The sequence below is a fragment of the Zooshikella ganghwensis genome (assembly GCF_018263875.1).
Lineage (GTDB): Bacteria > Pseudomonadota > Gammaproteobacteria > Pseudomonadales > Zooshikellaceae > Zooshikella > Zooshikella ganghwensis.
In genome coordinates this window covers 598,481-619,532 of the sequence record NZ_JAEVHG010000001.1, presented here as the reverse complement: position 1 = coordinate 619,532, position 21,052 = coordinate 598,481, and the positions used below count along the sequence as shown (strand labels likewise).

The 21,052-nt window shown below is 41.7% G+C and carries 21 protein-coding genes and 1 tRNA gene; 8 read left to right on the top strand and 14 right to left on the bottom strand.

Annotated features, from left to right (window positions below; translation table 11 throughout):
• Positions 1-143: 143 nt before the first annotated feature.
• The 5 genes from KHS79_RS02780 to KHS79_RS02760 all read right to left on the bottom strand — a co-directional run bounded on the left by KHS79_RS02780 (position 144) and on the right by KHS79_RS02760 (position 3,934).
• Entirely contained in the window at positions 144-827 is a 684-nt protein-coding gene (locus KHS79_RS02780) for a flagellar hook assembly protein FlgD (protein WP_094786602.1), read from the bottom strand.
• Positions 828-875: 48 nt separating this feature from the next.
• Positions 876-1,337 (bottom strand): flagellar basal body rod protein FlgC, encoded by a 462-nt coding sequence (flgC, locus tag KHS79_RS02775; RefSeq protein WP_027706762.1) that lies wholly within the window; start codon positions 1,335-1,337, stop codon positions 876-878.
• Between the two features lie 2 nt (positions 1,338-1,339).
• A complete protein-coding gene (flgB, locus tag KHS79_RS02770; RefSeq protein WP_212716431.1) occupies positions 1,340-1,750 on the bottom strand; it encodes a flagellar basal body rod protein FlgB in 411 nt (136 codons plus the stop codon).
• A gap of 160 nt (positions 1,751-1,910) precedes the next feature.
• On the bottom strand, positions 1,911-2,972 hold the full coding sequence (locus tag KHS79_RS02765; protein ID WP_094786601.1) for a CheR family methyltransferase: 1,062 nt from the start codon (positions 2,970-2,972) through the stop codon (positions 1,911-1,913).
• Between the two features lie 32 nt (positions 2,973-3,004).
• Complete coding sequence (locus KHS79_RS02760) at positions 3,005-3,934, bottom strand: chemotaxis protein CheV (protein ID WP_094786600.1); 930 nt, start codon at positions 3,932-3,934, stop codon at positions 3,005-3,007.
• Positions 3,935-4,048: 114 nt separating this feature from the next.
• Between KHS79_RS02760 and flgA the strand changes: the two genes are divergently transcribed.
• The 4 genes from flgA to KHS79_RS02740 all read left to right on the top strand — a co-directional run bounded on the left by flgA (position 4,049) and on the right by KHS79_RS02740 (position 6,772).
• Positions 4,049-4,783, top strand: coding sequence for a flagellar basal body P-ring formation chaperone FlgA (gene flgA, locus KHS79_RS02755; protein WP_212716429.1), 735 nt, complete (start codon positions 4,049-4,051; stop codon positions 4,781-4,783).
• 89 nt (positions 4,784-4,872) lie between these two features.
• The gene (gene flgM, locus KHS79_RS02750) at positions 4,873-5,208 is read left to right on the top strand and encodes a flagellar biosynthesis anti-sigma factor FlgM (protein ID WP_094786598.1); all 336 of its coding nucleotides are present in this window, start codon (positions 4,873-4,875) and stop codon (positions 5,206-5,208) included.
• A gap of 34 nt (positions 5,209-5,242) precedes the next feature.
• Entirely contained in the window at positions 5,243-5,734 is a 492-nt protein-coding gene (locus KHS79_RS02745) for a flagella synthesis protein FlgN (protein ID WP_212716427.1), read from the top strand.
• Between the two features lie 273 nt (positions 5,735-6,007).
• On the top strand, positions 6,008-6,772 hold the full coding sequence (locus KHS79_RS02740; RefSeq protein ID WP_212716425.1) for a flagellar brake protein: 765 nt from the start codon (positions 6,008-6,010) through the stop codon (positions 6,770-6,772).
• Here the strand turns inward: KHS79_RS02740 and KHS79_RS02735 are convergent.
• The 4 genes from KHS79_RS02735 to KHS79_RS02720 all read right to left on the bottom strand — a co-directional run bounded on the left by KHS79_RS02735 (position 6,738) and on the right by KHS79_RS02720 (position 9,428).
• Entirely contained in the window at positions 6,738-7,355 is a 618-nt protein-coding gene (locus KHS79_RS02735) for a TIGR04282 family arsenosugar biosynthesis glycosyltransferase (RefSeq protein WP_212716422.1), read from the bottom strand. The two genes, KHS79_RS02740 and KHS79_RS02735, sit on opposite strands and share 35 nt — an antisense overlap.
• Positions 7,356-7,363: 8 nt before the next feature.
• Positions 7,364-8,110, bottom strand: coding sequence for a TIGR04283 family arsenosugar biosynthesis glycosyltransferase (locus KHS79_RS02730; RefSeq protein WP_325167555.1), 747 nt, complete (start codon positions 8,108-8,110; stop codon positions 7,364-7,366).
• Positions 8,111-8,348: 238 nt separating this feature from the next.
• Positions 8,349-8,422: transfer RNA gene (locus KHS79_RS02725), tRNA-Arg, on the bottom strand.
• A gap of 133 nt (positions 8,423-8,555) precedes the next feature.
• The gene (locus tag KHS79_RS02720) at positions 8,556-9,428 is read right to left on the bottom strand and encodes a M23 family metallopeptidase (RefSeq protein WP_233468166.1); all 873 of its coding nucleotides are present in this window, start codon (positions 9,426-9,428) and stop codon (positions 8,556-8,558) included.
• A gap of 288 nt (positions 9,429-9,716) precedes the next feature.
• Here KHS79_RS02720 and KHS79_RS02715 point away from each other — a divergent pair, with 288 nt between their 5' ends.
• A complete protein-coding gene (locus KHS79_RS02715; RefSeq protein ID WP_212716418.1) occupies positions 9,717-10,211 on the top strand; it encodes a MarR family winged helix-turn-helix transcriptional regulator in 495 nt (164 codons plus the stop codon).
• 67 nt (positions 10,212-10,278) lie between these two features.
• On the top strand, positions 10,279-11,232 hold the full coding sequence (locus KHS79_RS02710; RefSeq protein ID WP_212716416.1) for an SEL1-like repeat protein: 954 nt from the start codon (positions 10,279-10,281) through the stop codon (positions 11,230-11,232).
• A 41-nt stretch (positions 11,233-11,273) separates the two neighbouring features.
• Here the strand turns inward: KHS79_RS02710 and KHS79_RS02705 are convergent, their stop codons facing one another.
• From KHS79_RS02705 to KHS79_RS02685, 5 genes are all read right to left on the bottom strand, one after another.
• Positions 11,274-11,888, bottom strand: a complete 615-nt coding sequence (locus KHS79_RS02705; RefSeq protein ID WP_212716413.1) for a CDP-alcohol phosphatidyltransferase family protein — start codon at positions 11,886-11,888, stop codon at positions 11,274-11,276.
• Positions 11,882-12,538: an ATP-binding cassette domain-containing protein gene (locus KHS79_RS02700; RefSeq protein WP_212716411.1), complete on the bottom strand. Its 657-nt coding sequence runs from the start codon at positions 12,536-12,538 to the stop codon at positions 11,882-11,884. Before KHS79_RS02700 ends, KHS79_RS02705 begins: the two co-directional genes overlap by 7 nt.
• Positions 12,539-12,550: 12 nt before the next feature.
• Positions 12,551-14,221 (bottom strand): ABC transporter permease, encoded by a 1,671-nt coding sequence (locus KHS79_RS02695; protein ID WP_212716409.1) that lies wholly within the window; start codon positions 14,219-14,221, stop codon positions 12,551-12,553.
• Between the two features lie 13 nt (positions 14,222-14,234).
• The gene (locus KHS79_RS02690; protein WP_212716407.1) at positions 14,235-15,452 is read right to left on the bottom strand and encodes an ABC transporter substrate-binding protein; all 1,218 of its coding nucleotides are present in this window, start codon (positions 15,450-15,452) and stop codon (positions 14,235-14,237) included.
• Between the two features lie 246 nt (positions 15,453-15,698).
• Positions 15,699-17,255: a BCCT family transporter gene (locus KHS79_RS02685; protein WP_325167556.1), complete on the bottom strand. Its 1,557-nt coding sequence runs from the start codon at positions 17,253-17,255 to the stop codon at positions 15,699-15,701.
• 579 nt (positions 17,256-17,834) lie between these two features.
• On the opposite strand from KHS79_RS02685, the gene KHS79_RS02680 reads away from it, so the two are divergent.
• Both KHS79_RS02680 and KHS79_RS25785 read left to right on the top strand, forming a co-directional pair.
• On the top strand, positions 17,835-18,518 hold the full coding sequence (locus tag KHS79_RS02680) for an ABC transporter ATP-binding protein (RefSeq protein ID WP_212716405.1): 684 nt from the start codon (positions 17,835-17,837) through the stop codon (positions 18,516-18,518).
• The gene (locus KHS79_RS25785) at positions 18,515-21,052 is read left to right on the top strand and encodes an FtsX-like permease family protein (protein WP_212716403.1); all 2,538 of its coding nucleotides are present in this window, start codon (positions 18,515-18,517) and stop codon (positions 21,050-21,052) included. The genes KHS79_RS02680 and KHS79_RS25785 overlap by 4 nt, the downstream gene beginning before the upstream one ends.

Sequence of the window (21,052 nt, the reverse complement as noted above, 5' to 3'; positions counted from 1 at the left end):
AAACACCGACTAAAAACGATAACAACTCATTTAGCTTCTATTTAATTAGATATTTTTCGTACGCTGTTTTTTTGCCATAAAAAAATCATCCCCCCAAATAAATAACTAATCATATACATATAACCAATAAGCTTTCGTCATATTTAAAGTATCCGCTTAACATCACTTAACTTAACCGAACCAACACCCGCTAAATTCAATGTTAAATCATTAAATGTACCCAGGGTTACGCTATCCACATTCGTACTCATCATTGTTGATAAAGCGATTCCTTGATTATCTAACACGCCTGATGCTCTAAAGCTGTACACTCCAGATGGCATAGCCTGACCATTACTATCTTTGCCATCCCATGTAAAATCCACTGCACCTGCCGGCTGTAAGCCTAAATCGATCTGTCTGACTAACACACCCGAGCTATTAAAAACATCGACTCTCACAGGACTTGAGGCAGGCAAATCGACAACACCTTGTACATCACTCCCAGCATTTAGTTGTGTACGTGAGGTTTGAACCAAAACTGAACGTCCTACCAACGCAGATGCCTGCAGTGCCTGACTGGAAGTGAACGCTGAAGACATACTGGTCACAGTTTGATTTAAATTAGTAATCCCTTCCACTGTACTAAACTGCGCAAGCTGAGCGATAAAGTCTTCATTTTTTTGCGGGTTTAATGGATCCTGATTTTTTAACTGTTCAATCATTAATGTTAAAAATTGATCCTGACCCAGCTCCTTATTGCCTTTAGCCGATGAAGGATTCTCTAATGTATATTTATCAACAACAGCGTTAGCTGTCGTATTTTGGGTCTGATTAATTGTACTCATGAGAGCACCTCGCTCACCTTAGTGCTAACCACAAAACGATCAGCCATATTACTGACCTAACGTCAGAACCTTTTGCAACATCGTTTTAGCTGTATTCATAATTTCAACATTGACTTGAAATGAACGGGACGCTGAAATCATATCTGTCATTTCTTCAACCACATTAATGTTTGGATAGTACACATAGCCCTTTTCATCGGCCTTAGGATGATCAGGTTCGTAACGTGCCTGAGGCGTTGCCTTACTCTCAACAATCGCTTGCACCATCACACCTCTTCCCTGCTGCTGGTACAACGTATTTTCATCATCAAAGACAGAGCCTTGCCAAAATGGATCTTCATTAACGCGTGTTTGCATGATTTTAAAAAATGGTTTGCGTCCTTGATACACTTCATTAATGCTACTACTGGCTGTTTCTGCATTGGCAACATTACTGGCAATGGTATTTAAACGTACAGACTGAGCCGACATACCACTTCCGGAAATATTGAATATATTGGTTAAAGACATAACTAGTTACCCTTAATTGCTGTTTTTAATGATTTAAAGCTACTATTTAAAAACTCAAAACCGGCCTGAAAATCCATTGCATTACGGGCAAATAGCGAGTGTTCTTGTTGAGTATCCACTGTATTGCCATCGATCGCAGGTTGAATTGGCGTTCGAAAAAGTACTTCAGGTCCACTATATTCTGTAGGTACTGTTTGTAAGTGATGCTCGTTTGTCGTATTGAGTGGCAATTGATTGCCGCTGGGTAAACCATCAACAGCTTGTTTAAGAGCTTGCTTAAAGTCTATATCTCTGGCTTTAAAACCTGGGGTATCTGCATTGGCAAAATTATTAGCGATGATTTCTGCTCTTGCTGCACGAATTTGTAGCGCATAAGGGTGCACACCTAATGCATTATCAAAACTGATAGCCATAAATACTCCCTTGCCAAACAAACCGAGTAATTTTCTACTTGGTCTAAACGCAAAGCCCATGCCACTAATTTTTTTCTTTGATTATCAGACAGTTAATCTCTATCTGTCACACTGTAACCAGGCAAACGGCAACTCATTTCCTTCGATTCAAGACGAAGCGTTACCGCTTAAAAGGCTCTGGTTTATTCGAGGAAGGTTTTATTGAGGAAGTTGGTTTTGTGGTAGAGGTAGTCGTTGTTCGAGTTCGTGTTGTTGTCGGATCTTTAACCGAAGTTGTTGCTCTTGTGGTAGACCGTTTGGCCTCAGAAGAGGAGGACTGTATGCGGCTTGTGGTTTTTTCAGCACGCGCAAATACATCTGTTTTATCAGATTTTGCCATGTACATTATACCTGGCCGGCACTGTACCATTTCATATAAATCAGACAAGCCATTTAAAGCTTCAGACGCCCCCAAAAATAGAAAGCCTCCAGGCTTTAATGTCTTATAAATTCGGCTTAAAATATCCAGCTTTAGTTCAGCAGAAAAGTAAATCAATACGTTCCGGCAAAAGACAATGTCAAAGCGGCCTAAACTTGTATAACTTTCTTGCAGATTAATAATACGAAACTCAACACGCTCTTTTATATGGGGTTTAACTACCCAACGCTTTCCTTGTAATGCGGTAAAGTAACGATTCAGACGCTCATCAGACAACCCTCGACCCAATGCAAGAGAGTCATATTCTCCAGCCATCGCTTCAGCCATGACTTTACTTGATAAGTCAGTTGCGACAATTTTTACATCGCCTTTTAACATACCTAAATTATTACGCTCAAACTCATCAATGGCCATTGCTATTGAATAAGGTTCTTGTCCTGTAGAACAAGCGGCTGACCAAATACGAATATTCTGTTGACGTCGCTCCTTGACAAGCTCAGGTAATATTCTGTTTTTTAACACATCATAAGGGTAATTATCCCGAAACCATAATGTCTCATTGGTGGTCATGGCATCAATAACTTTGCCACGCAAATCGCCTCGAGGATTTTTTTCAATCTGCGAAACCAACTCTGTGAGAGAGTTGATATTATTTTCCGCTAAAATTTTTCTTAAACGACTTTTTACTAAATATTCTTTATTTTTACCTAAAACAATGCCACTACTTTTTTCCAAAAAAAGACTAAACACTTCGAAATCATTCGTAGGGACCGTTCGCTTCGGTTGAGAACCAAATTCAGCCACAGAAATTACCCCATTTCGATGCTAACCTGTAATTAACCCGTTAATATTTGGATTCGTTCCATGACCGCCCCCGCTAATAAGTCGGGATTAAACTTGGCAATAAAATCATTCGCCCCCACTTTTTCCACCATGGCTTTATTAAATACACCACTCAATGATGTATGCAGCACGATATGCATATCATTAATACGCGGATCATTCCTAATAGCAGAGGTTAACGTGTAACCATCCATTTCAGGCATTTCTATATCAGAAACAATCATAAGGAGTTCATCTGTAGGACTAGTACCACTGTCAATCAACTCCATAAGGTATTCTAAAGCCTCACGACCATCATTTTTGGCCACAACCTCAATGCCCAACGACTCTATACAACGTTGTACTTGTTTGCGCGCTATTGCTGAGTCATCAACAATTAATATTTTCTTATTCGCTAAGTCATCGGTTGGCTCATGACGAACAACATCCTCTGAAAGTTCTTCATTCATTGGAGAAACTTCCGCAAGAATCTTTTCAACATCAATGATCTCAACCAGCTTATCATCCACCTTAGTTACTGCGGTTAAGTAATGATCTCGCCCTGTTCCCTTGGGTGGGGGATGTATTTCTTCCCAATTCATATTGACAATGCGATCGACCATTCGCACCAAAAAGCCCTGAACTTTCATGTTGTACTCAGTAATGATCACAAAACAGTTTTCAACATCTTCCAGAGCACTTCGACCAGTTGCCATATTCATATCCAATATAGGAATTGTGCCTCCTCTGATATTGGCAACACCTCTTACAATAGGACTGCTTTTCGGCATAATCGTCATCTTAGGGCACTGCAATACTTCCTTAACTTTAAATACATTGATGCCGTATAACTGACCACCATTCAGTCTAAACAACAGTAATTCAAGTCGGTTCTGCCCTACCAGTTGAGTTCGCTGGTTAACACTGTCTAATACACCAGCCATGAAACCACTCCTACATGATTAACAAACACTTTAAGCCTGAAACCGGCATAGCAGTTGCTTTAAATTAATAAACCGCTGCATATCTACGATTTTCACTAAGGCCTATTGCTGCTTATGAACTATACAAATAGCATAGGACAATTTAGTCTCATACGTCAGTATTTTGCATTGGGCTTGTTGCTCTACCTATATTCATATACCTGCTTAGCCAGTCCACTCAATGACCAAGTGCAACAGGCAGCCTATCGATACCTGCTAAACAAGCTGCAGCCACTACTAGCGCAATCGCCTTCAATAACCTATAAAATTCGTATTAATCCGCTGGATCAGCGATTAAGGTTAGCCTTATGCCAGGCACCTCTTTTGGTCAGCCAAAATAGACACAGTAAGTCCTATGGACGAATTACACTGGCCATTGACTGCCCAAATATCTGGCAAGTTTATGTCACTTCAGAGGTGAGCATTTTCCGGCAAGTACTTGCCAGCAGACGTACCATTCCAAAAAAGCGACAAATCACTGACGCAGACTTAATGTGGCAGACCGTTGATATAAGCAGATTACGCCATGGCTATTTCGTCGAGCAAGCACCCGTTATCGGTAAAATCGCAACCAAAACAATTACATTAGGACAAGTGATTAATCGTCGACATATTGACACAGCGACTATAATCACTAAAGGCACAAAAGTTGCGATAATTGCTTCAGCAGCACATTTTGCCGTTAGATCATTTGGAATAGCACTTTCCGATGGTAAACCTGGTGAGCGAATAAAGGTGCGAAATAACAGAAGCAAACGCGTGGTCGAAGGCATCGTCAAGGATAGCAACACAGTGCAGGTTTTGTTCTGAATTTTTTTGCAAAATGGCTATTAAAGTAATTTCAATGATGGCCGCTATTATTCATAGTGAGTGGTCATTCTAAGGGTAAGGTAGTCATCATGGTTAATGATATCAATGGTCCCAATACGTCTTCATCAGACCTAATAGGCGCCCAAAAGCGAGCCCAGCAACGGGTCAGTGGGTCTGAAAATACGTCTTTAGAGCAATCCTCCAACCAGCCCGTTGGGGAACAGGCTAGTGCCGATAAAAAGCCTGTTTCTGTGGAGCTTAGTCAACAAGCTCAGGACTTAAAGAAATTGCAGGACCAAGTTGCTCAGCAGGACGGCGTTGACTCAGAGCGTGTCCAGCAGCTTAAAGCTGATATTGCTGCAGGACGCTATCAGGTTAATGCAGAGCAAGTGGCTAATAAGCTCATAGACTTTGAAGGGTTTTAACCTCACTTTAAGCTAGACAACTGGAATGACCATTATGCCCACTACCCACTCACTCAAACAGTTTGAAACATTACTACTTGCAGACTTACAACTTTTTGACCATTTAATTGTAACCCTCAAGGCTGAACGTCAAGCACTAAAAGAGCGTGATTATTCCAACCTTGAGGCTCACATTAGTCGAAAACAGTCATATCTAACATCCATTAGCCAAAATGCAAATCAACGATCCAAGTTATTTGCTTCGCTCGGCTTAATCCCAGATGCCACGGGTTTTCAGCAACTCCTCACCTTCTGTGATAAAACCCAAAAAGAGCACCTGGAGTCACTTTGGAATGCTTTACAAAGTAAGTTGAAAGAAAGCAAACACTGCAATGAAACCAATCACCGAATCATTAGCCGAACACAGTTGGTAGTGGAACGTTTTCTCCGTATTTATCGAGGCCAGCCTTTAACTCAAAAAGCGCTATATGCCAAGCAAGGGCAAACGATTAATGATGCAACTGGGCGGTTAATTGGTACAGCTTAGGGCCTGTTAACATTTTAGAGATAGATACTTGGGAGCTGGCTTATTCACCAGCTCTAGTTTATACCTACCACTGATCAATTCCTGCCAGTCGTTCATAAATTATGACAGAGATATATTTATGAGCATCTCTAAAAATGCACTTTTTTTAGGGATACCTTTATAATTAAACCATGAGAAATAAGTAACCTGTTAATCAGCGATATAAAAAAGAAATACTTTTAGTTTACTTTAAAACTTATTTTAATAATTAAAATATTCAGGGATGTGGGTGGTATGATCAGTTTTTCAGATTGGGATTCAAGTGAGAAGTATCAAATCCTACAAACACCTCAAGAAATATATCGTCAACTACTTGCAATCTGTGAAAGTAAGAAACGAGTTCGCCTTGATTTCCCGTCAGAAAACAGCACATTTTCTGCAACAATCACTGCAGTTAATGATGATGCGTGTCACTTTACGTTGTCAGATATTACACCTGCTCATGGTGAAGGTCTGATAAAAAAGAATATGTCATTTAATTTACAATGTATTTATCAGGGTATTGAGGTCATCTGTCAAAAATTATCTTCCCCAATTATGGCAGACACTACAACAGCCGCCCCCCATGATGTAATTATTCCATTTCCTGAAAGGGTCCGCTATTTACAACGACGTAGTGCTTACCGTGCTGTCATTCCCGCTCACACATTTATACGCGTAACCCTTATCGCTCAACAACCGAAACCCACTTTTTTAAGTGGTCAGCTACTGGACTTATCAATAACGGGCTGCCAACTACAACTGATAACAACACCTGCTGAACATCCGGCACTTGCCGTCGGTGATATATTCGATCATGTGCAATTTATTACCCCAACAGATCACCCCATTGATTGTCAGGGAGAAATTCGGCAAGTAAGCATTAAAGATCAACAGCATATTAATATCGGCATAATGTTTTTACAGCTATCCGGTCTTAATCAGCGTTATCTACAACTTTATGTCAATCAATTACAACGCTGGGCTAATCGCGAAGATGAAACCGTTCCAGACGCTTAACATCAGCAGGCACATCAACATCCCATAACTCAGGCAATAACTGGTAAGACAGTTGTAAACGGTTTAACTTAACCAGTGTATTACTAAGTAGCTGAGGAGTACTCCAAGGCATATTAAAGAAGAGTTCGGGAATAAATCGGCTTAAACCAAGTAATACGTACCCCCCATCTGCCGCAGGGCCAATTACCGCGTCACTCTTATGCTCTAACGCACTAAACGCTCGTAAAATATAGTCTGTAGTAAGGACAGGGCAATCACTGCCTATAATTAAAACGTGATTCGCCTGGGTTAGGTTTAACTTGAATGCATTTGCCAAACGTTCGCCTAAGTCATTCCCCTGTTGTAAACATAGTGGCCATTGCCCAGAATAATAACGACTGAGCTTATCAGATGCTATTAATGGTTCTGTCAGGCAAAGTTGAACTTTAATGGATACTGGTAGCTGTTGCATCATCATCAATGTTCGATCTAGCAACCATTGATGAACCGATAATGCTCTCTGTTCTCCTAGTACAGGAATCAAACGAGTTTTCACTGCACCTGCCCGAGGTGGTTTGGTAAATAATATAACCAGTTGTTGCATATTAATCGTTAATGCTCATTATTATGGGAAATATTATTTTTGGTTGAGTAATCACTGATTTTTATGTCATGACTGTCTCTAATATAATATTTTCGCCACAGCTTTTCTGGCGCCACACCAAAATAAAAACAACACCGAATCCACCACATTAATAACACCGTGCGAAAAATACCATTCTGCTCCCAGCGTCGGCTGGAGGTAGTCACTGGGCTATGAATACAGACAGGTTTACTTTGTTGTCGTAGACGACTGCATAAATCAATATCTTCCATAAGCGGAATAGCCAAGAAACCACCGATGGTTTCAAAAAAATCCCGCCTGACAAAGATAGCCTGATCACCTGTTGCAATACCTGTGAGTTGCGAACGCTTATTCATCATGAAAGCAATACAATGAAGAAGCCAATGCTGTCCAGAAAGACGAACATCAAAACGCCCCCAATCATTTTTACTGCAACTGAAGGCCTGCTTAATCAGCTCATCAGCAAGATCAGGCAAGACTGTATCTGCATGTAAAAACAATAATACATCACCTGTTGCCAACTCAGCGCCATACTGCATCTGTATTGCTCGCCCAGGTGCACAAGAAGTTAAACAGTCCACTATCGATCTCGCATAATCTACTGTTTTATCCTGGCTCCCACCATCAATCAAAATAACTTCATGCCCTCGATGACGTAAAGGCTGTAAGGCTCTTAGGAATGGTTGAATTCCTTTTGCTTCGTTTAATGTAGGTACAATAATCGATAATTTCACTTGTACACACCCTACCACTTTCCTTGGAGATGTCTTATTTCAATATATCACTCACATTGCTTCACCCTAAACGGTATGCCCTTTATTAAAGACATGACTCTAACCAGGGCGCAAAACATATCAACTATAGAGACCGAGTAGAGCAACGAATAATTGCACAGTGATGTGACTGCAAAGGCACCTTTAAGCATTTTTAGATTAAAGCAGTGGTATATTGCAGATCATTAAATGAGAAGAGCGTCCCTGAGAGGAATCGAACCTCCGACCTAGCGCTTAGGAGGCGCTTGCTCTATCCTACTGAGCTACAGGGACTTAAAGCCTTTGAAGAGGCCCCAATGATACAAACTCACCAGCTAAATGCAACTTTTCTTGCGGTGTAAAAATCAAGCCCTCATTTTGCATTTAATATGGCAAGCTGCTCTACCCAGAACGGGGATAATATATCTTATTTCTTTGGCATTGGCCCAACCCAAAGTGCTGGGTCAACGCGGATTGTAAACCAGTTCATACGCCAATCTAAATGAGGTCCAGTTACTCGACCAGTTGCGCCTACCTTAGCAATAACATCCCCTTGCTTAACTTTAGTTCCAACGTTAACCAACACTTTACTAAGGTGTAAAAAGCTTGAGAAAACCCCATGCCCATGGTCAATAATCAGTGTTCCCCCAGAGAAGTATAAGTCAGGTTCAGCCAATACAACGGTACCACCAGCAGGCGCAACCACCTTAGCACCAACAGGTGCAGCAACATCAACACCAAAGTGTGGACGGCGTGGCTCGCCATTAAAAAACCGCTGGCTGCCATAAACACCACTAATACGTCCCGTGAGAGGCCAAATAAAGGGCTGCGCAAAATAAGGATAATCAGTTTCCACTGCTCTTGAATTTGCGACCAGTTTACTTTCTCTTCTTATTCGTTTGAGAAAAGACTCAGGAGGCGTTACCATTTTTTGTGGCACCCCCTTAATACGCTGGATATTATACTTGCGTTTTTTTAACTTAAGTTTATGAGATTGCGGCTTACCATCAGGGCTTATAACAATAAACTGCTGATCCAATACAGCATCACGCCCAAAACCAATGACAAAATACCCCCCATCATTCACAGAGATCAGCTTTTCCTGGTATTTAACCTGACTGCCTTGCGTCACTTTTCCCAATAATAAGCTACCTTGTGTCCTATCCCCCTGTAGTGAAAGCAATTTGGCATGTGTTGCAGAAAGTGGCAAGAATAGCGACAATAGTAGGATAGTTTTGAAAAAGCCTGTAGAACCCATAGACTTTTTTTGGGGACGCTGAAGTGACACAGGAAAACTCATAATTTGACCGTCAAATAAGACACTAGTAGTTAAGCCAGAGTGGTTAATAACTCACTGTGGCATGGCACTTTTTATATTGCAACCATCATTTTGATGAAACTGCTCACAGTACAATTAGCTACACTAATAACTCAGTAATCCGTCACTTCAAACATCACACTTTGTTTGCTGTGGCTGTATCATTCACAACATGATATAAACAGCCATTTCACTCAACGCTTGCCAACTTTTTTGCCACAGCGTTGTATAAACTAGCTATCACTTTTAATGAGGTTTGCAGAATCTGACATGGAAAAGTATGAAGAAGTGTTAATTGCGCTGAGGCGCATTATCCGTGCCATAGATTTGCATTCACGTAAACTGAGCAAGGAGTCAGGCTTAACTGGCCCTCAGCTCCTGATTATGCGTTCCATTCACAATTTAGGTGAAGTTACCATTGGCGAAGTTGCTCGTCATGTCAACCTTAGCCAAGCAACCGTAACGACCATTATGGACCGCCTGGAAAAGCGAGACTTAGCATCTCGTAAACGCAGTGTTAATGATAAGCGCAAGGTTTACACTTACTTGACCGAAAAGGGCCAAGCTCTAATTTCAAAAGCGCCTAAGCCACTTCAACAGGAATTCATACAGCAGTTTCAGCAGCTGCAAGATTGGGAACAGTCACTGTTAGTTTCTTCTGTTCAACGTATCGCTACTATGATGGATGCAGAAAAGATTGATGCAGCTCCAGTGTTAGAAGTCGGTGCAATTGAAGACACGATCTCCCCCAATACTAACCAGTAACACGACTGACACACGCTTAACGGCCTATAGCAAACTTTAGGTTTTGACCTAATGGTAATCCAGCATAATGATTAGTCATACTATTACAGTCTTACGCCGCGTTACGTCCTTAACTGCAAATAGACATTATGTAAAGTCAGTGTCTTGGCAGGCCAGCATTACCTGTCTGTTCACAGGCCTTTTGCTCTCGGGATGTACACTCTGGCAAATCCAACAGGCTGGACCTGACCTACAAGCACTCCATGCCCAAGCACAACAAGGAGATGGAGACAGCCAATTTAGGCTAGGTTTACGCTTTTATCATGGACTGGAAGTGCCACAAAACTACCCTACCGCTTATGGCTATTTTCGCCAGGCCGCTGAGCAAGGGCACCAGCAAGCCCAATATTTACTTGGCGCCGCTTTTTACGAGGGCAAAGGTGTCCCAAAACAATTGGAAGAAGCCTGCCACTGGCTTGAACCTCTTGCCAAACAAGGAAATCTGCAAGCTCAGTATATTGTAGGTATGATTTTTTTAGAGGCAAAAACACCTAGTCAGCTAGCTGATCCAGCCTGGGGGGCTTACTGGCTGTCGAAAGCTGCACTAGCAGGCCACTCTGCCGCGCAATACCAGCTGGGCATATTGCATTTAGAAGGTAAAGGTGTACCTAAACACCTGGGTGATGCTTATCACTGGTTAATGATGGCACATCAGCAAAATCATCCAGAAGCCAAGCAAGCACTTACTACTTTACAAAAGCAACTGAAAACAACGCCTCAAGAACATCGTTATCAACATGCACTTAAAAACAAGGCCCATAAAGATTTTGCTGCTATACAATTTGTTCAGTATCGACTTCAGCAACTTGGCTATCCACTAAAACATATAGATGGAATTTGGGGGAAACAAACACAGCATGCTATTGCAAAGTACAACAAGCAAAATCAACTGTCTTTACCTCAAGAAATATCACCTCGCTTATTACAAGCACTGAGAGATGATCAGCAAAGCATACTCCAGCCAACACCCCAAGAAAAATAACTTTTACAACATTAATCCTCGAACAATTAACTTTAACCAGTTTATTGTTCACAACGCTTTAATGTAAAGTAACCAACAATAATTCGATTTATTACGGTCAATAAACATAACACAGCAAACGTGCTTGCCAGCATTGGGAAATTATTGGGGAACACACAAAAAAGAACAAAAAACAGAATTGTTTCAGTCCCTTCAGTCAGGCCATTTAAGTAAAAAAGTGACTTATGGGGAAAATGTGGATTAGTGAGCTGGTACTTTTTTGCAAGTACTGCAAATGCTAAAAAACTGGCTCCTGTCCCCATAAAACTAAATAATAATAGTGCGGCATATAACGCATTTTCTTCTGGCCGTGCCAATGCAAACCCAAAAACAACTGCCGCATAAAAAATAAAATCCAATGTAATATCTAAAAAGCTGCCACTATCTGTTGGTTGACTGATTCTAGCCAAAGCGCCATCCAGCCCATCCAAGCAGCGGTTCAGTAAAATAAAGAATAAAGCACTCCAATACAGTTCATAGGCTAATAAGGGTAGCACTAACATACCCAATAAAAATCCTGCAACTGTCACCTGATTTGCAGTGCAATATGGTGCAATTATTTGAGCCATGTTTGTTAACGGAGGCTGTATCCAGCGAGAAGTCCAACGATCTAGCATAAAGTTGATCCCAAATACGGAAGTTGTATTACCTGTGAACAGTGGCCTGGAATATCTGCATTATCATGAGTCACTAACAATGTGGGTAATTGATAACGGGTTATATATGACCATACAAGCTGCCTAAATTGACTACGGGTTACTTGATCAAGCTTACTAAAAGGTTCATCTAAGAGTAATAATTGTGGTTTAGCTAATAAAGTGCGTAACAAACTAATTCTGGCTTTTTGGCCACCTGAAAGTGTTGCAGGATCACGATCCGCCAAAGCAGTCATTCCCACTTCATCAAGTAATGCCATCACTTGATGATGACGCTCATGGCGACTTAATCCTTGGGGTAAAGCAAAGGCAAGATTGCCCTTTACAGACATATGCGGAAACAGCAAGTCTTCTTGAAATAACATGCCAACCTGACGCTTTGCTAAGGGTAATTGTGTGAGATTTTGCTGGCCTAATAAAACCTCTCCAGAAAATTGAAACTGTTCAGGTATTAGACCGCACAACGCACTCAGAAATGTCGACTTTCCACAACCACTAGGTCCCATTAGTGCCACTATTTCACCAGGTTGAACAGTTAAGTTTAACCCTTGAATAATTGGCTCACTACCAAAGGACAGTGATATAGACCTTAACTGCAGTATGCCTTGCATTTTCATAGCACCCTAAATTCGCATCATAGAAAATCGTCGGTAAATACAGTAAGGCATGAGAAACGCACAGCCGTAAGTAATCAGCGGAACAACAAGTTGTGCCAAGGCAAAGATTCCCGTCACCCGGTAATCAGCACCTTGGGCTAAACTAACTGCTTCAGTGGTTAATGTACTTACTCGCCCTGCCCCTGCAAATAATGTTGGTAAATACTGGGCGACGCTAACTGCAACACCAACAGCTAATGCAAATGAAATTGGCCATAGCAACATAGCCATTTTAATACGCCAGTAGCTGTACCGAGGCCTTCCAGAAAGCATCGTGGCGACAGTCAAATAGCGTTGATCAAAGTGCTTAAGATACCCTGCCAGCGCTAAACAGATGTAGGGAATGACATAAATAAGATGGCTCCAAATGATGCCAGTCCAAGTCCCATCTAGATTGAAGCTAACCAGCAACCACTGAAAGCCAAATAGAAAGCTGACCTGAGGTATTAATAAAGGCAAGTACAACCAGCTCAGCGCATAACGCTGCTGTGCTTTTTTTGCTTCTAATAGCCCCAGCACTAATAAAAGCCCAATGACCGATGTCATTAACGCTAAAAACCAGGTTGTTTCCAATAAACTAAGTAATTTATCACTATAACGAAGCCCTACTTTTAACGAAAACTCACTAGGAATAAAATCTGGGTAGCGCCAACGCCAACTAAAAGCCCACAACACAATACTGAGTACTGCAGTTACCCATACACCCCACACCAGCCACTGAGTAATATGACCCAACCACTGCCAACTTAAACTTAAACGACTACGAATACCATTGATTAACCATCGACCATCTTTACCCACTAACCACTGTTCCAGTGCCAACCACCCCACCATCAATACCCCAGTCAACACGAGCAGACAAACAGCCCCTGCACTACCAAACAAGCGCTGCTCAAGTTGCTCACTACTGAACCACTGCATAATAGCAACCGCTAACGTGGGGGGCGTCGTTGGTCCCAGGATTTGCGCAATATCTACTACAGAAAATGAATACGCAATCACAGCAATAATAGGTAACCGCATTTGTGGTAGGAGCTGAGGCCAAATTATCTTTAACCAGACATAAATAGGGTGATACCCCAAGCTTTGCCCAACTCGAAGCAATTGAGAAACATTCACCTGGTTACAGGCAGACAAGGCCATGAGCATTAAAAAAGGCAGCTCTTTTAAGCCTAAAACAATACCTAATGTCATACCATAAACATCATGTACCGTATGCCAGGCAGGAGGAGAATTTAATTCTGGAAAAAATAACGCTAAAAAACGAACATACCAACCACTGGGCGTTACTAAAAACATTACCCCTAAGGCAAATGCAGCATGTGGAAACGCTAACATTGGCGATAAAAAATTACGCCATATTTTCCAGCTAGACGAATTATAAAATACAGAAAAAATTGTAATTGTCAGTAATAATGAAATACTAATGGCTAAACTACCACTTACCAGGGTTGCCATTACCATGGAAGACAAACCCGGTGCTTGCCAAAACATTTCGTAGTAGTTACCGGTCAGCTGATGAAAACCTGCAACAGGAAAATAGCCGAAGCTGGGTAACAGTGTGCCCACAACCCCAAGCGTCACCGGCAGTAAGCATACTAACTGCGTTATTCTATAGCTGAGAAGTGCTAACGACACAACGAATACATCATTATTGCTGATAACGCTTTAACCAAGCTTTTTCTAATGCCTCTGTCCAGCTAAAGTGCGGCTCGGGTAATGGTTTTCCTCGTTGAATAGAGGTTAACATCGCCGGCATTTCCTCAAAGCGGGCAAACATGGTTTGCTGGCCTTCTGGTAGTCGATCAATGGCTAATACCGTCGGATCCCCCCAAATTACTGGGTCCATTTTTTGGCTCTGCGCTTCAGCAGACAACAAAAAGTTAACAACAACCTGGGCAGCTGCTTTCGCTTTAGCGTTATAGGGTATCGCTAAAAAGTGCGTATTCCCTAAGGTTCCCCCATTATGCACATAGGATTTAACGGTATCGGGTAACAAACCTGCCTGTATTGAGTTTGAAGCTTCACTTGGACTAAAGCTAAAGCTGACGTGTAATTCACCACTATCCAGCATTTGCCGCATTTGCGAAGAGTTTGCCGGAAATGCTTTACCTTGACGCCAACTAACAGGGTGTAATTGATCAAGAAATTTCCAGAGTGGTGCTGTGACTTCTGCAAAGTCCACTTGACTCACTGGCTTTTGCAATAACTCTGGTGAAGACGCTAGCTCCAAAAGTACTTGTTTAAGAAACGTTGTGCCTAAAAAATGGGGAGGGTTAGGATACGTAATGCGTCCAGGGTGCTGTTTTGCATAATCCAGCAACGCTTCCATGGACATAGGAGGCTGACGTAATACACTACTATCATAGTAGAAAACCAAATGAGCCATCCCCCAAGGTGCTTCCATATATTCCACAGGGGTTGAAAAGTCTCTTTTCACTGAGGGTTTTGATTCATCCACCCACTGATAGTTGGGCAATGACTGGCTAAAGGGACCATAGAGTAAATTATTATTTTTTAACGTAGCGAAGTTTTCCCCGTTCACCCACAACAAATCAATTTTTCCTTCTGTGTCTCTTCCGGCTGTTTTTTCAACTAATAAACGGCTCACAACCTGGCTAATATCATCCACTTTAACATGCTTCAGGGTTATTCCGTAGCGTCGCTTTACCTGTTGTCCTACCCAAAAAATATAGCGATTAACCTCATGACTTCCCCCCCAGGCATTAAAATACACCACCTGCTTTGTTGCTTGTTTAACGGTATTATCCCAGAGCGTGTTTTGCTGTTGCTGGGCAATGGCCTGATGAGCAGTTAAAACCAATAAAAACCCCAAAAAGTAATGAACACCCCACTTCAAATACATCATTTATTATTTTCTCCCCCTAAATTGATTTGCGAAGGGTATAACAGGTCATTTAAAAGCAACTGCAATAGGTTTAAGCTCAGTTAATACTATTGACCCTATGCACAAGCATAATATTTCAAAAAAGCACTATAAGTAAAAAGGCCCAGAGAGGGCCTTTTTTTCATATTAAACATATCAGAAAATACATTTATTAGTAACGCAACAAGTTCCAATAATATCGGCTATGATCTAATTCAGACACTACCTTTATTTTCGCACTATTGGGTTTTTAACATCGAACTCTTCATGAAGCGACTTCAATAAGCCAAAACACATGATAAACAGCACGATGGCAAACGGTAACCCCGTAGTGATAGATGCTGTTTGTAAAGCAGTTAACCCACCCCCAAGTAACAGCACTGCCGCAACAACCCCTTCAGTCGTAGACCAGAAAACCCGTTGAGCAACGGGAGGATTCAAGTTTCCTCCTGAAGTTATGATATCAATAACCAGCGAGCCTGAGTCTGAGGAGGTTACAAAGAAAATAACTATCAGAAAAACCGCTAGCATTGAGGTAATACTGGCCAAAGGAAAGCCTTCAAGCAGTACAAACAATGATGTAGAAAGATCGGCTTTTACTGCAGTCTCAATATTGGCTACCCCGAATAGCTCATTATGCAGTGCTGCTCCACCAAAAACAGTAATCCACAGGAAAGTTAACACGCTAGGCACTAATAGCACCCCTAAGACGAACTGTCGTATTGTACGTCCATAGGAAATTCGAGCAATAAACATCCCCACAAAAGGTGACCAGGCAATCCACCATGCCCAATAGAAAACGGTCCAGCTACTTTGCCATTGCGAGTTTTGCTGATATGTCTCAGTCCAGGAACTAAGCATCAATAAGTTCTGCATATAGTGACCGATGTTTTGTACAAAGCCACTCAGAACAAAGAGTGTTGGGCCGACAATGATGACAAACAGCAACATGCCAGCAGCAGCCCATAGATTGATTTCACTTAAGCGCTTAATGCCTTTATCAAGTCCTTTAACTACAGAAATCGTTGCTAATATGGTAATACCTGCAATCAATGCCAACTTAACGCCTGTAGTTGCTTTAATATCAAACAAAAATTCTAAACCAGCAGCAACTTGATTTACGCCTAACCCCAGTGAGGTTGCCACGCCAAACAGTGTTGCAATTACTGCCAACACATCAATAGCATGGCCAATAGGACCATATATTTTTTCACCTATGAGTGGATAAAAAGCTGAGCGAATAGTTAAAGGTAGCTTTTTATTAAATGTAAAATACGCCAGAGATAAGCCGACTACTGCATAAATGCCCCAAGCATGGAATCCCCAATGGAGAAAGGTAATATCCATAGCTGTTTTCGCAGCATTGATGGTATGCCCTTCACCCACGGGTGGCGAAGCAAAGTGGTAAATAGGTTCAGCGACACTCCAAAATACAAGCCCAATACCCATACCCGCACTAAACAGCATGGCAAACCAACCGGGAAAAGAATACTTGGGTTTTGCCTGTGCACCACCAAGACGGACATAACCAAATCGACTAAAGGCTAAATACAGAGCAAAAACCAAAAATACTTGAACCAGCAGTATAAATAACCAACCAAAATTATCAGTAATAAATGCTTTAGTTTGACTGAACAGCTCACTGGCTTGTTCAAGGTTCGTCAGTGATAAAAAAACAAAAGCAAAGATAGCAAGGGCAGAAAATCCAAACACTTGAGGGTGTACATCAATTTCCAGCCAATCTCTCAAAGACGTAGATTTATGACCTACATGTTGATCAGTCACATGAAACTCCTCTTTTACCCAACAGAAAGAACTCATTGAGCAATTATCAAACACTGCTCAAAAAGCAGGCATACATTAACACACCTAATATTTAGAATTCAAAATTAGTTAACAATGGTGATCAACACAAATTATTATTAAACACTAACTACAGCATATCTAACCTATTAATACTTTCTGACAGTTACTGATGACAGCACGGAAATATCAGTCTCACTATGACTTTAGCGTTCTACTTTTCAAGTAATGACCTCACTATTTGGAATTTAATCTTCCTTAGCCAGCCCTAACAATTCAGTTAGTGTTCTAATGGCTGCTCAGTTTTTATTGATAAAAAACTCTGATAATACTCAGAGGTCAAAGTTAAAAAATCCTACCCTCTACTCATCACAACAAGCCCATACAACAGTAAGCTCATTACTTAAATGATATAAGCCCTCACTTTTTAAGCTACGCTTTAACGTTATGAGCACACTATGGGTGCTACATCATTTTGCGTAATACTCTATGGGATAAGCTATTTTTTAGGATAAGAAGTAGGCTTTAACATCTTGAGCTTAACGGAATAACTCAACTGCCATGTCTGCACATTTACTAGCGCTATCACACATCAGCAAATCTTTTGCAGAACAGCACCAACATCATCCATTACTTAGAGACTTATCACTGTGTGTGAACCAGGGGGAAGTTATTGCGCTTATAGGCGCAAGTGGTTCAGGTAAAAGCACCTTACTTAATATCATTGCAGGTATTGAGTTACCCGATACTGGCAGGGTTTCTATTGAGCAAACTGTACTAAACCAGCTTTCTGAAACCGATAGAACAGCCTTTCGCCGGCAGCACGTTGGCTTTATCTTTCAGTTTTTTAACCTATTGCCCACTCTCTCAGTCAAAGAAAATATCCTACTGCCGCTTCAGTTGAACCAGCTAGCCTATGATCAGGCATTTTTTGAACTATTAATAAACAGCACCCAGATAGAACAACTTCTCTATCGCTATCCCGATGACTTATCAGGGGGCGAACAACAACGTGTAGCGCTTTGTCGCGCTTTAATTCACCGACCACGTTTAGTATTAGCTGATGAGCCTACAGGCAGCTTAGATAATGAAACAGCCGATCAAGTCTTTGCTTTGCTACTGAACATTGCACACCAGGAGCAACAAACACTCATCTTAGCAACCCATAATTTACAGCTAGCCAGTCAAACTGACCGTGTATGTCGCCTGGTGTCTGGTAAAGTAACTGAGCAAAGTTTGTCGTGAACCGTCACTATTTTCTTTTAAAGGCTATTAGTCTAGGACACTTTCGCCAGCACCCTTGGCAGTTCATCTTGATGTGGGCTGGGCTAACCGCCAGTGTGACTGTCGTTATTGCGATCTACCTTGCAAGCTACAGTGCACACCAAAACTTCCTGAGTGCCAGTAACCTGTTTACGGGCAAAGCAACCCACCAAATACGTGGACAAACAACGATTGATGAACAGCTCTATGTTGAGCTGAAGCAGCGCTTTAATGTGTCAGCAACACCGCTACTGCAAGCAAACGTTTGGGATAATTTCAAACGTCAACACTATCAGCTCCTCGCAGCAGACTTACTCCTTGAAGATACCCTATCATCAATACTAAGCCTGCCTTTAACAACACTTACTATTCCGTTGTCACAGTTTATTTTTTCCAATGACCCACCTAACGCCTTACTCCTATCATCAATGTCAGAGTTACCCACGGACCTGCAACCATCATCACAACAATTTTCTCATCAAAATAAATCATTTCAGTTAAATGTATTGTACTTACCTCCCAATCAACGTCATAACAATCATGGTGGTTGGGGGGCTGATCTTCTTCTAATGGATATAGGCAGCGGACAACAGATACTAAATATGGCGGGCCAACTTACAGCCATCAATTTAGTCCTGACTAATGACAAACAAATAGAGCTGATAAAAGACTGGTTGCCAACATCCTACGCTTTAGTTTCTGTCAATGCCGAACGGCAAGCCCTAGACAACTTGGCTAATGCTTTCCACTTAAACCTTCACGCACTTAGCCTGCTGGCATTCATTATTGGACTTTTTCTTATGTTTAATGCGCTTCGTTTTAGCTTACAGCAACGGGAGCGGCTTATATCACAATTAAGAAGCCTAGGCATTGCCAGTAAAACAATTCAAAAACTCATAATGTGTGAGGTGTTCTTTATTGCCAGTATCGCCAGTGCTACTGGCCTTTTATTAGGCTGGTTACTGGCTAACCCCTTGCTAACCATGGTCACTCAGTCCATTAACCAGTTTTACTACGATCTATCTCAGACTAAACTCCAATATTCATTTCCCCAGTTCTTTGTATGCTGGGCTTTTGCGGTATTAATAGCGGTTGTTTGCAGCTCATGGCCCATCAGCCAGATTGCTAAACGACCACCGCTACAGTTGGTCCGTACCAGCCACCAGCTCGCACATATTCATCAGCGTTTACTCCCTTACTGGCAGCAAATTGCAGTGACTTGCCTACTGATTACGCTATGTATGACAGTGTTACCAACAGGACTTATAGGTGGATTCATTGCCACAGCCACAGGCTTGCTTGGATTTGCATTATGTCTTCCGCAAATAGTCACAACCGTCAGCCGGCTTAGCCTTTCTACCAAACTTTCCAGGCAACCACTTTTTATCAAAATGCTACTTCGAGATAGCCAGCGTCAATTACACCATACAGCTTATGCATTAATGGCCCTGTTAATTGCAATTTCTGCCAGTGGAGGAATCAGCTTAATGGTTTCAAGCTTTCATAATGCATTTCAGCACTGGTTACAACAACGTGTTAACGCAGATTTGTATATACGGGAAGCAGAAAACTCACCGACATCAACCTTGTTGCAAACACTCTATGAGCAATTTGCACAGAATAAACAAGTTGCAAGCATGAGCACTTATATGAGCCAACACATTCTTTGGCAGGATGAGCAGATAAAAATTCAAAGTGGTCAATGGAGTCAGCAAACCCAAGATGGCATGCTATTTCTAAAAAGGCCCGCTAGGTTGGTGTGGCATGATGTCTTGACAAAAAATCATATTCTAGTCAATGAACCTCTTGCCAGACGCCACCAATTAACATGGGGAGATAGCATTAAGCTGAATTGGGCCGGGCACGAAGAAACCTTTACTATCGCGGGTGTTTTTTATGACTATGGCAGCCCACAAGGCCAGATGTGGATGCCACCTTTTGACTATCAGCGCTTGATTGGAGACACCAAAATTACAGGGGTTGCCATATACATAGCCGCCAATAACCAAGCCGATGAGTTAATACATGTGATAAATAAACAATGGCCACAACATCACTTAGTCATTACTCAGCAGCAACAAATCATCGCGCGAGCAACTCAAATATTTAAGCAAACATTTTTAATTACCGATGTGCTGAATGCTATTGCTTTAGGGATTGCCCTTTGCGCCATAAGTGCTGCATTAATGGCAACCCAGCTAGCCCGTTTACCTGAAATGCGTTTATTACATGCACTGGGCTGTAATAGCTTGCTTAGAGCTGGCTTATTATTTGCCCAGCCCATTTTTCTTGGCCTCATTACCGGCTTATTTGCCATTCCTGCCACATTACTTCAAGGTTGGCTATTGTCAGAAGTAATTAATGTAAGATCATTTGGCTGGAGCATTCCTCTTACCCCCAGCTTTATCCTTATTGGCCAAGTATTTGGCCTATCAATTACAGCGGCTGTTCTTGGTAGTCTTTATCCGATCTGGAAGACACTCCACGCTTCTGCAAGACAAGCGGGTTGGGAGTAA

Excerpts from the sequence above, each read along its gene's own strand:
- KHS79_RS02680 (WP_212716405.1), top strand. The coding sequence starts at position 17,835 with ATGTCTGCACATTTACTAGCGCTATCACACATCAGCAAATCTTTTGCA.
- flgB (WP_212716431.1), bottom strand. The coding sequence starts at position 1,750 with ATGGCTATCAGTTTTGATAATGCATTAGGTGTGCACCCTTATGCGCTA.
- flgC (WP_027706762.1), bottom strand. The coding sequence starts at position 1,337 with ATGTCTTTAACCAATATATTCAATATTTCCGGAAGTGGTATGTCGGCT.
- KHS79_RS02710 (WP_212716416.1), top strand. The coding sequence starts at position 10,279 with ATGATTAGTCATACTATTACAGTCTTACGCCGCGTTACGTCCTTAACT.
- KHS79_RS02700 (WP_212716411.1), bottom strand. The coding sequence starts at position 12,538 with ATGCAAGGCATACTGCAGTTAAGGTCTATATCACTGTCCTTTGGTAGT.
- KHS79_RS02715 (WP_212716418.1), top strand. The coding sequence starts at position 9,717 with ATGGAAAAGTATGAAGAAGTGTTAATTGCGCTGAGGCGCATTATCCGT.
- KHS79_RS02760 (WP_094786600.1), bottom strand. The coding sequence starts at position 3,934 with ATGGCTGGTGTATTAGACAGTGTTAACCAGCGAACTCAACTGGTAGGG.
- flgM (WP_094786598.1), top strand. The coding sequence starts at position 4,873 with ATGGTTAATGATATCAATGGTCCCAATACGTCTTCATCAGACCTAATA.
- KHS79_RS02745 (WP_212716427.1), top strand. The coding sequence starts at position 5,243 with ATGCCCACTACCCACTCACTCAAACAGTTTGAAACATTACTACTTGCA.
- KHS79_RS02780 (WP_094786602.1), bottom strand. The coding sequence starts at position 827 with ATGAGTACAATTAATCAGACCCAAAATACGACAGCTAACGCTGTTGTT.
- KHS79_RS02705 (WP_212716413.1), bottom strand. The coding sequence starts at position 11,888 with ATGCTAGATCGTTGGACTTCTCGCTGGATACAGCCTCCGTTAACAAAC.
- KHS79_RS02740 (WP_212716425.1), top strand. The coding sequence starts at position 6,008 with ATGATCAGTTTTTCAGATTGGGATTCAAGTGAGAAGTATCAAATCCTA.
- KHS79_RS02720 (WP_233468166.1), bottom strand. The coding sequence starts at position 9,428 with ATGAGTTTTCCTGTGTCACTTCAGCGTCCCCAAAAAAAGTCTATGGGT.
- KHS79_RS02735 (WP_212716422.1), bottom strand. The coding sequence starts at position 7,355 with ATGCAACAACTGGTTATATTATTTACCAAACCACCTCGGGCAGGTGCA.
- KHS79_RS02690 (WP_212716407.1), bottom strand. The coding sequence starts at position 15,452 with ATGATGTATTTGAAGTGGGGTGTTCATTACTTTTTGGGGTTTTTATTG.
- flgA (WP_212716429.1), top strand. The coding sequence starts at position 4,049 with ATGAACTATACAAATAGCATAGGACAATTTAGTCTCATACGTCAGTAT.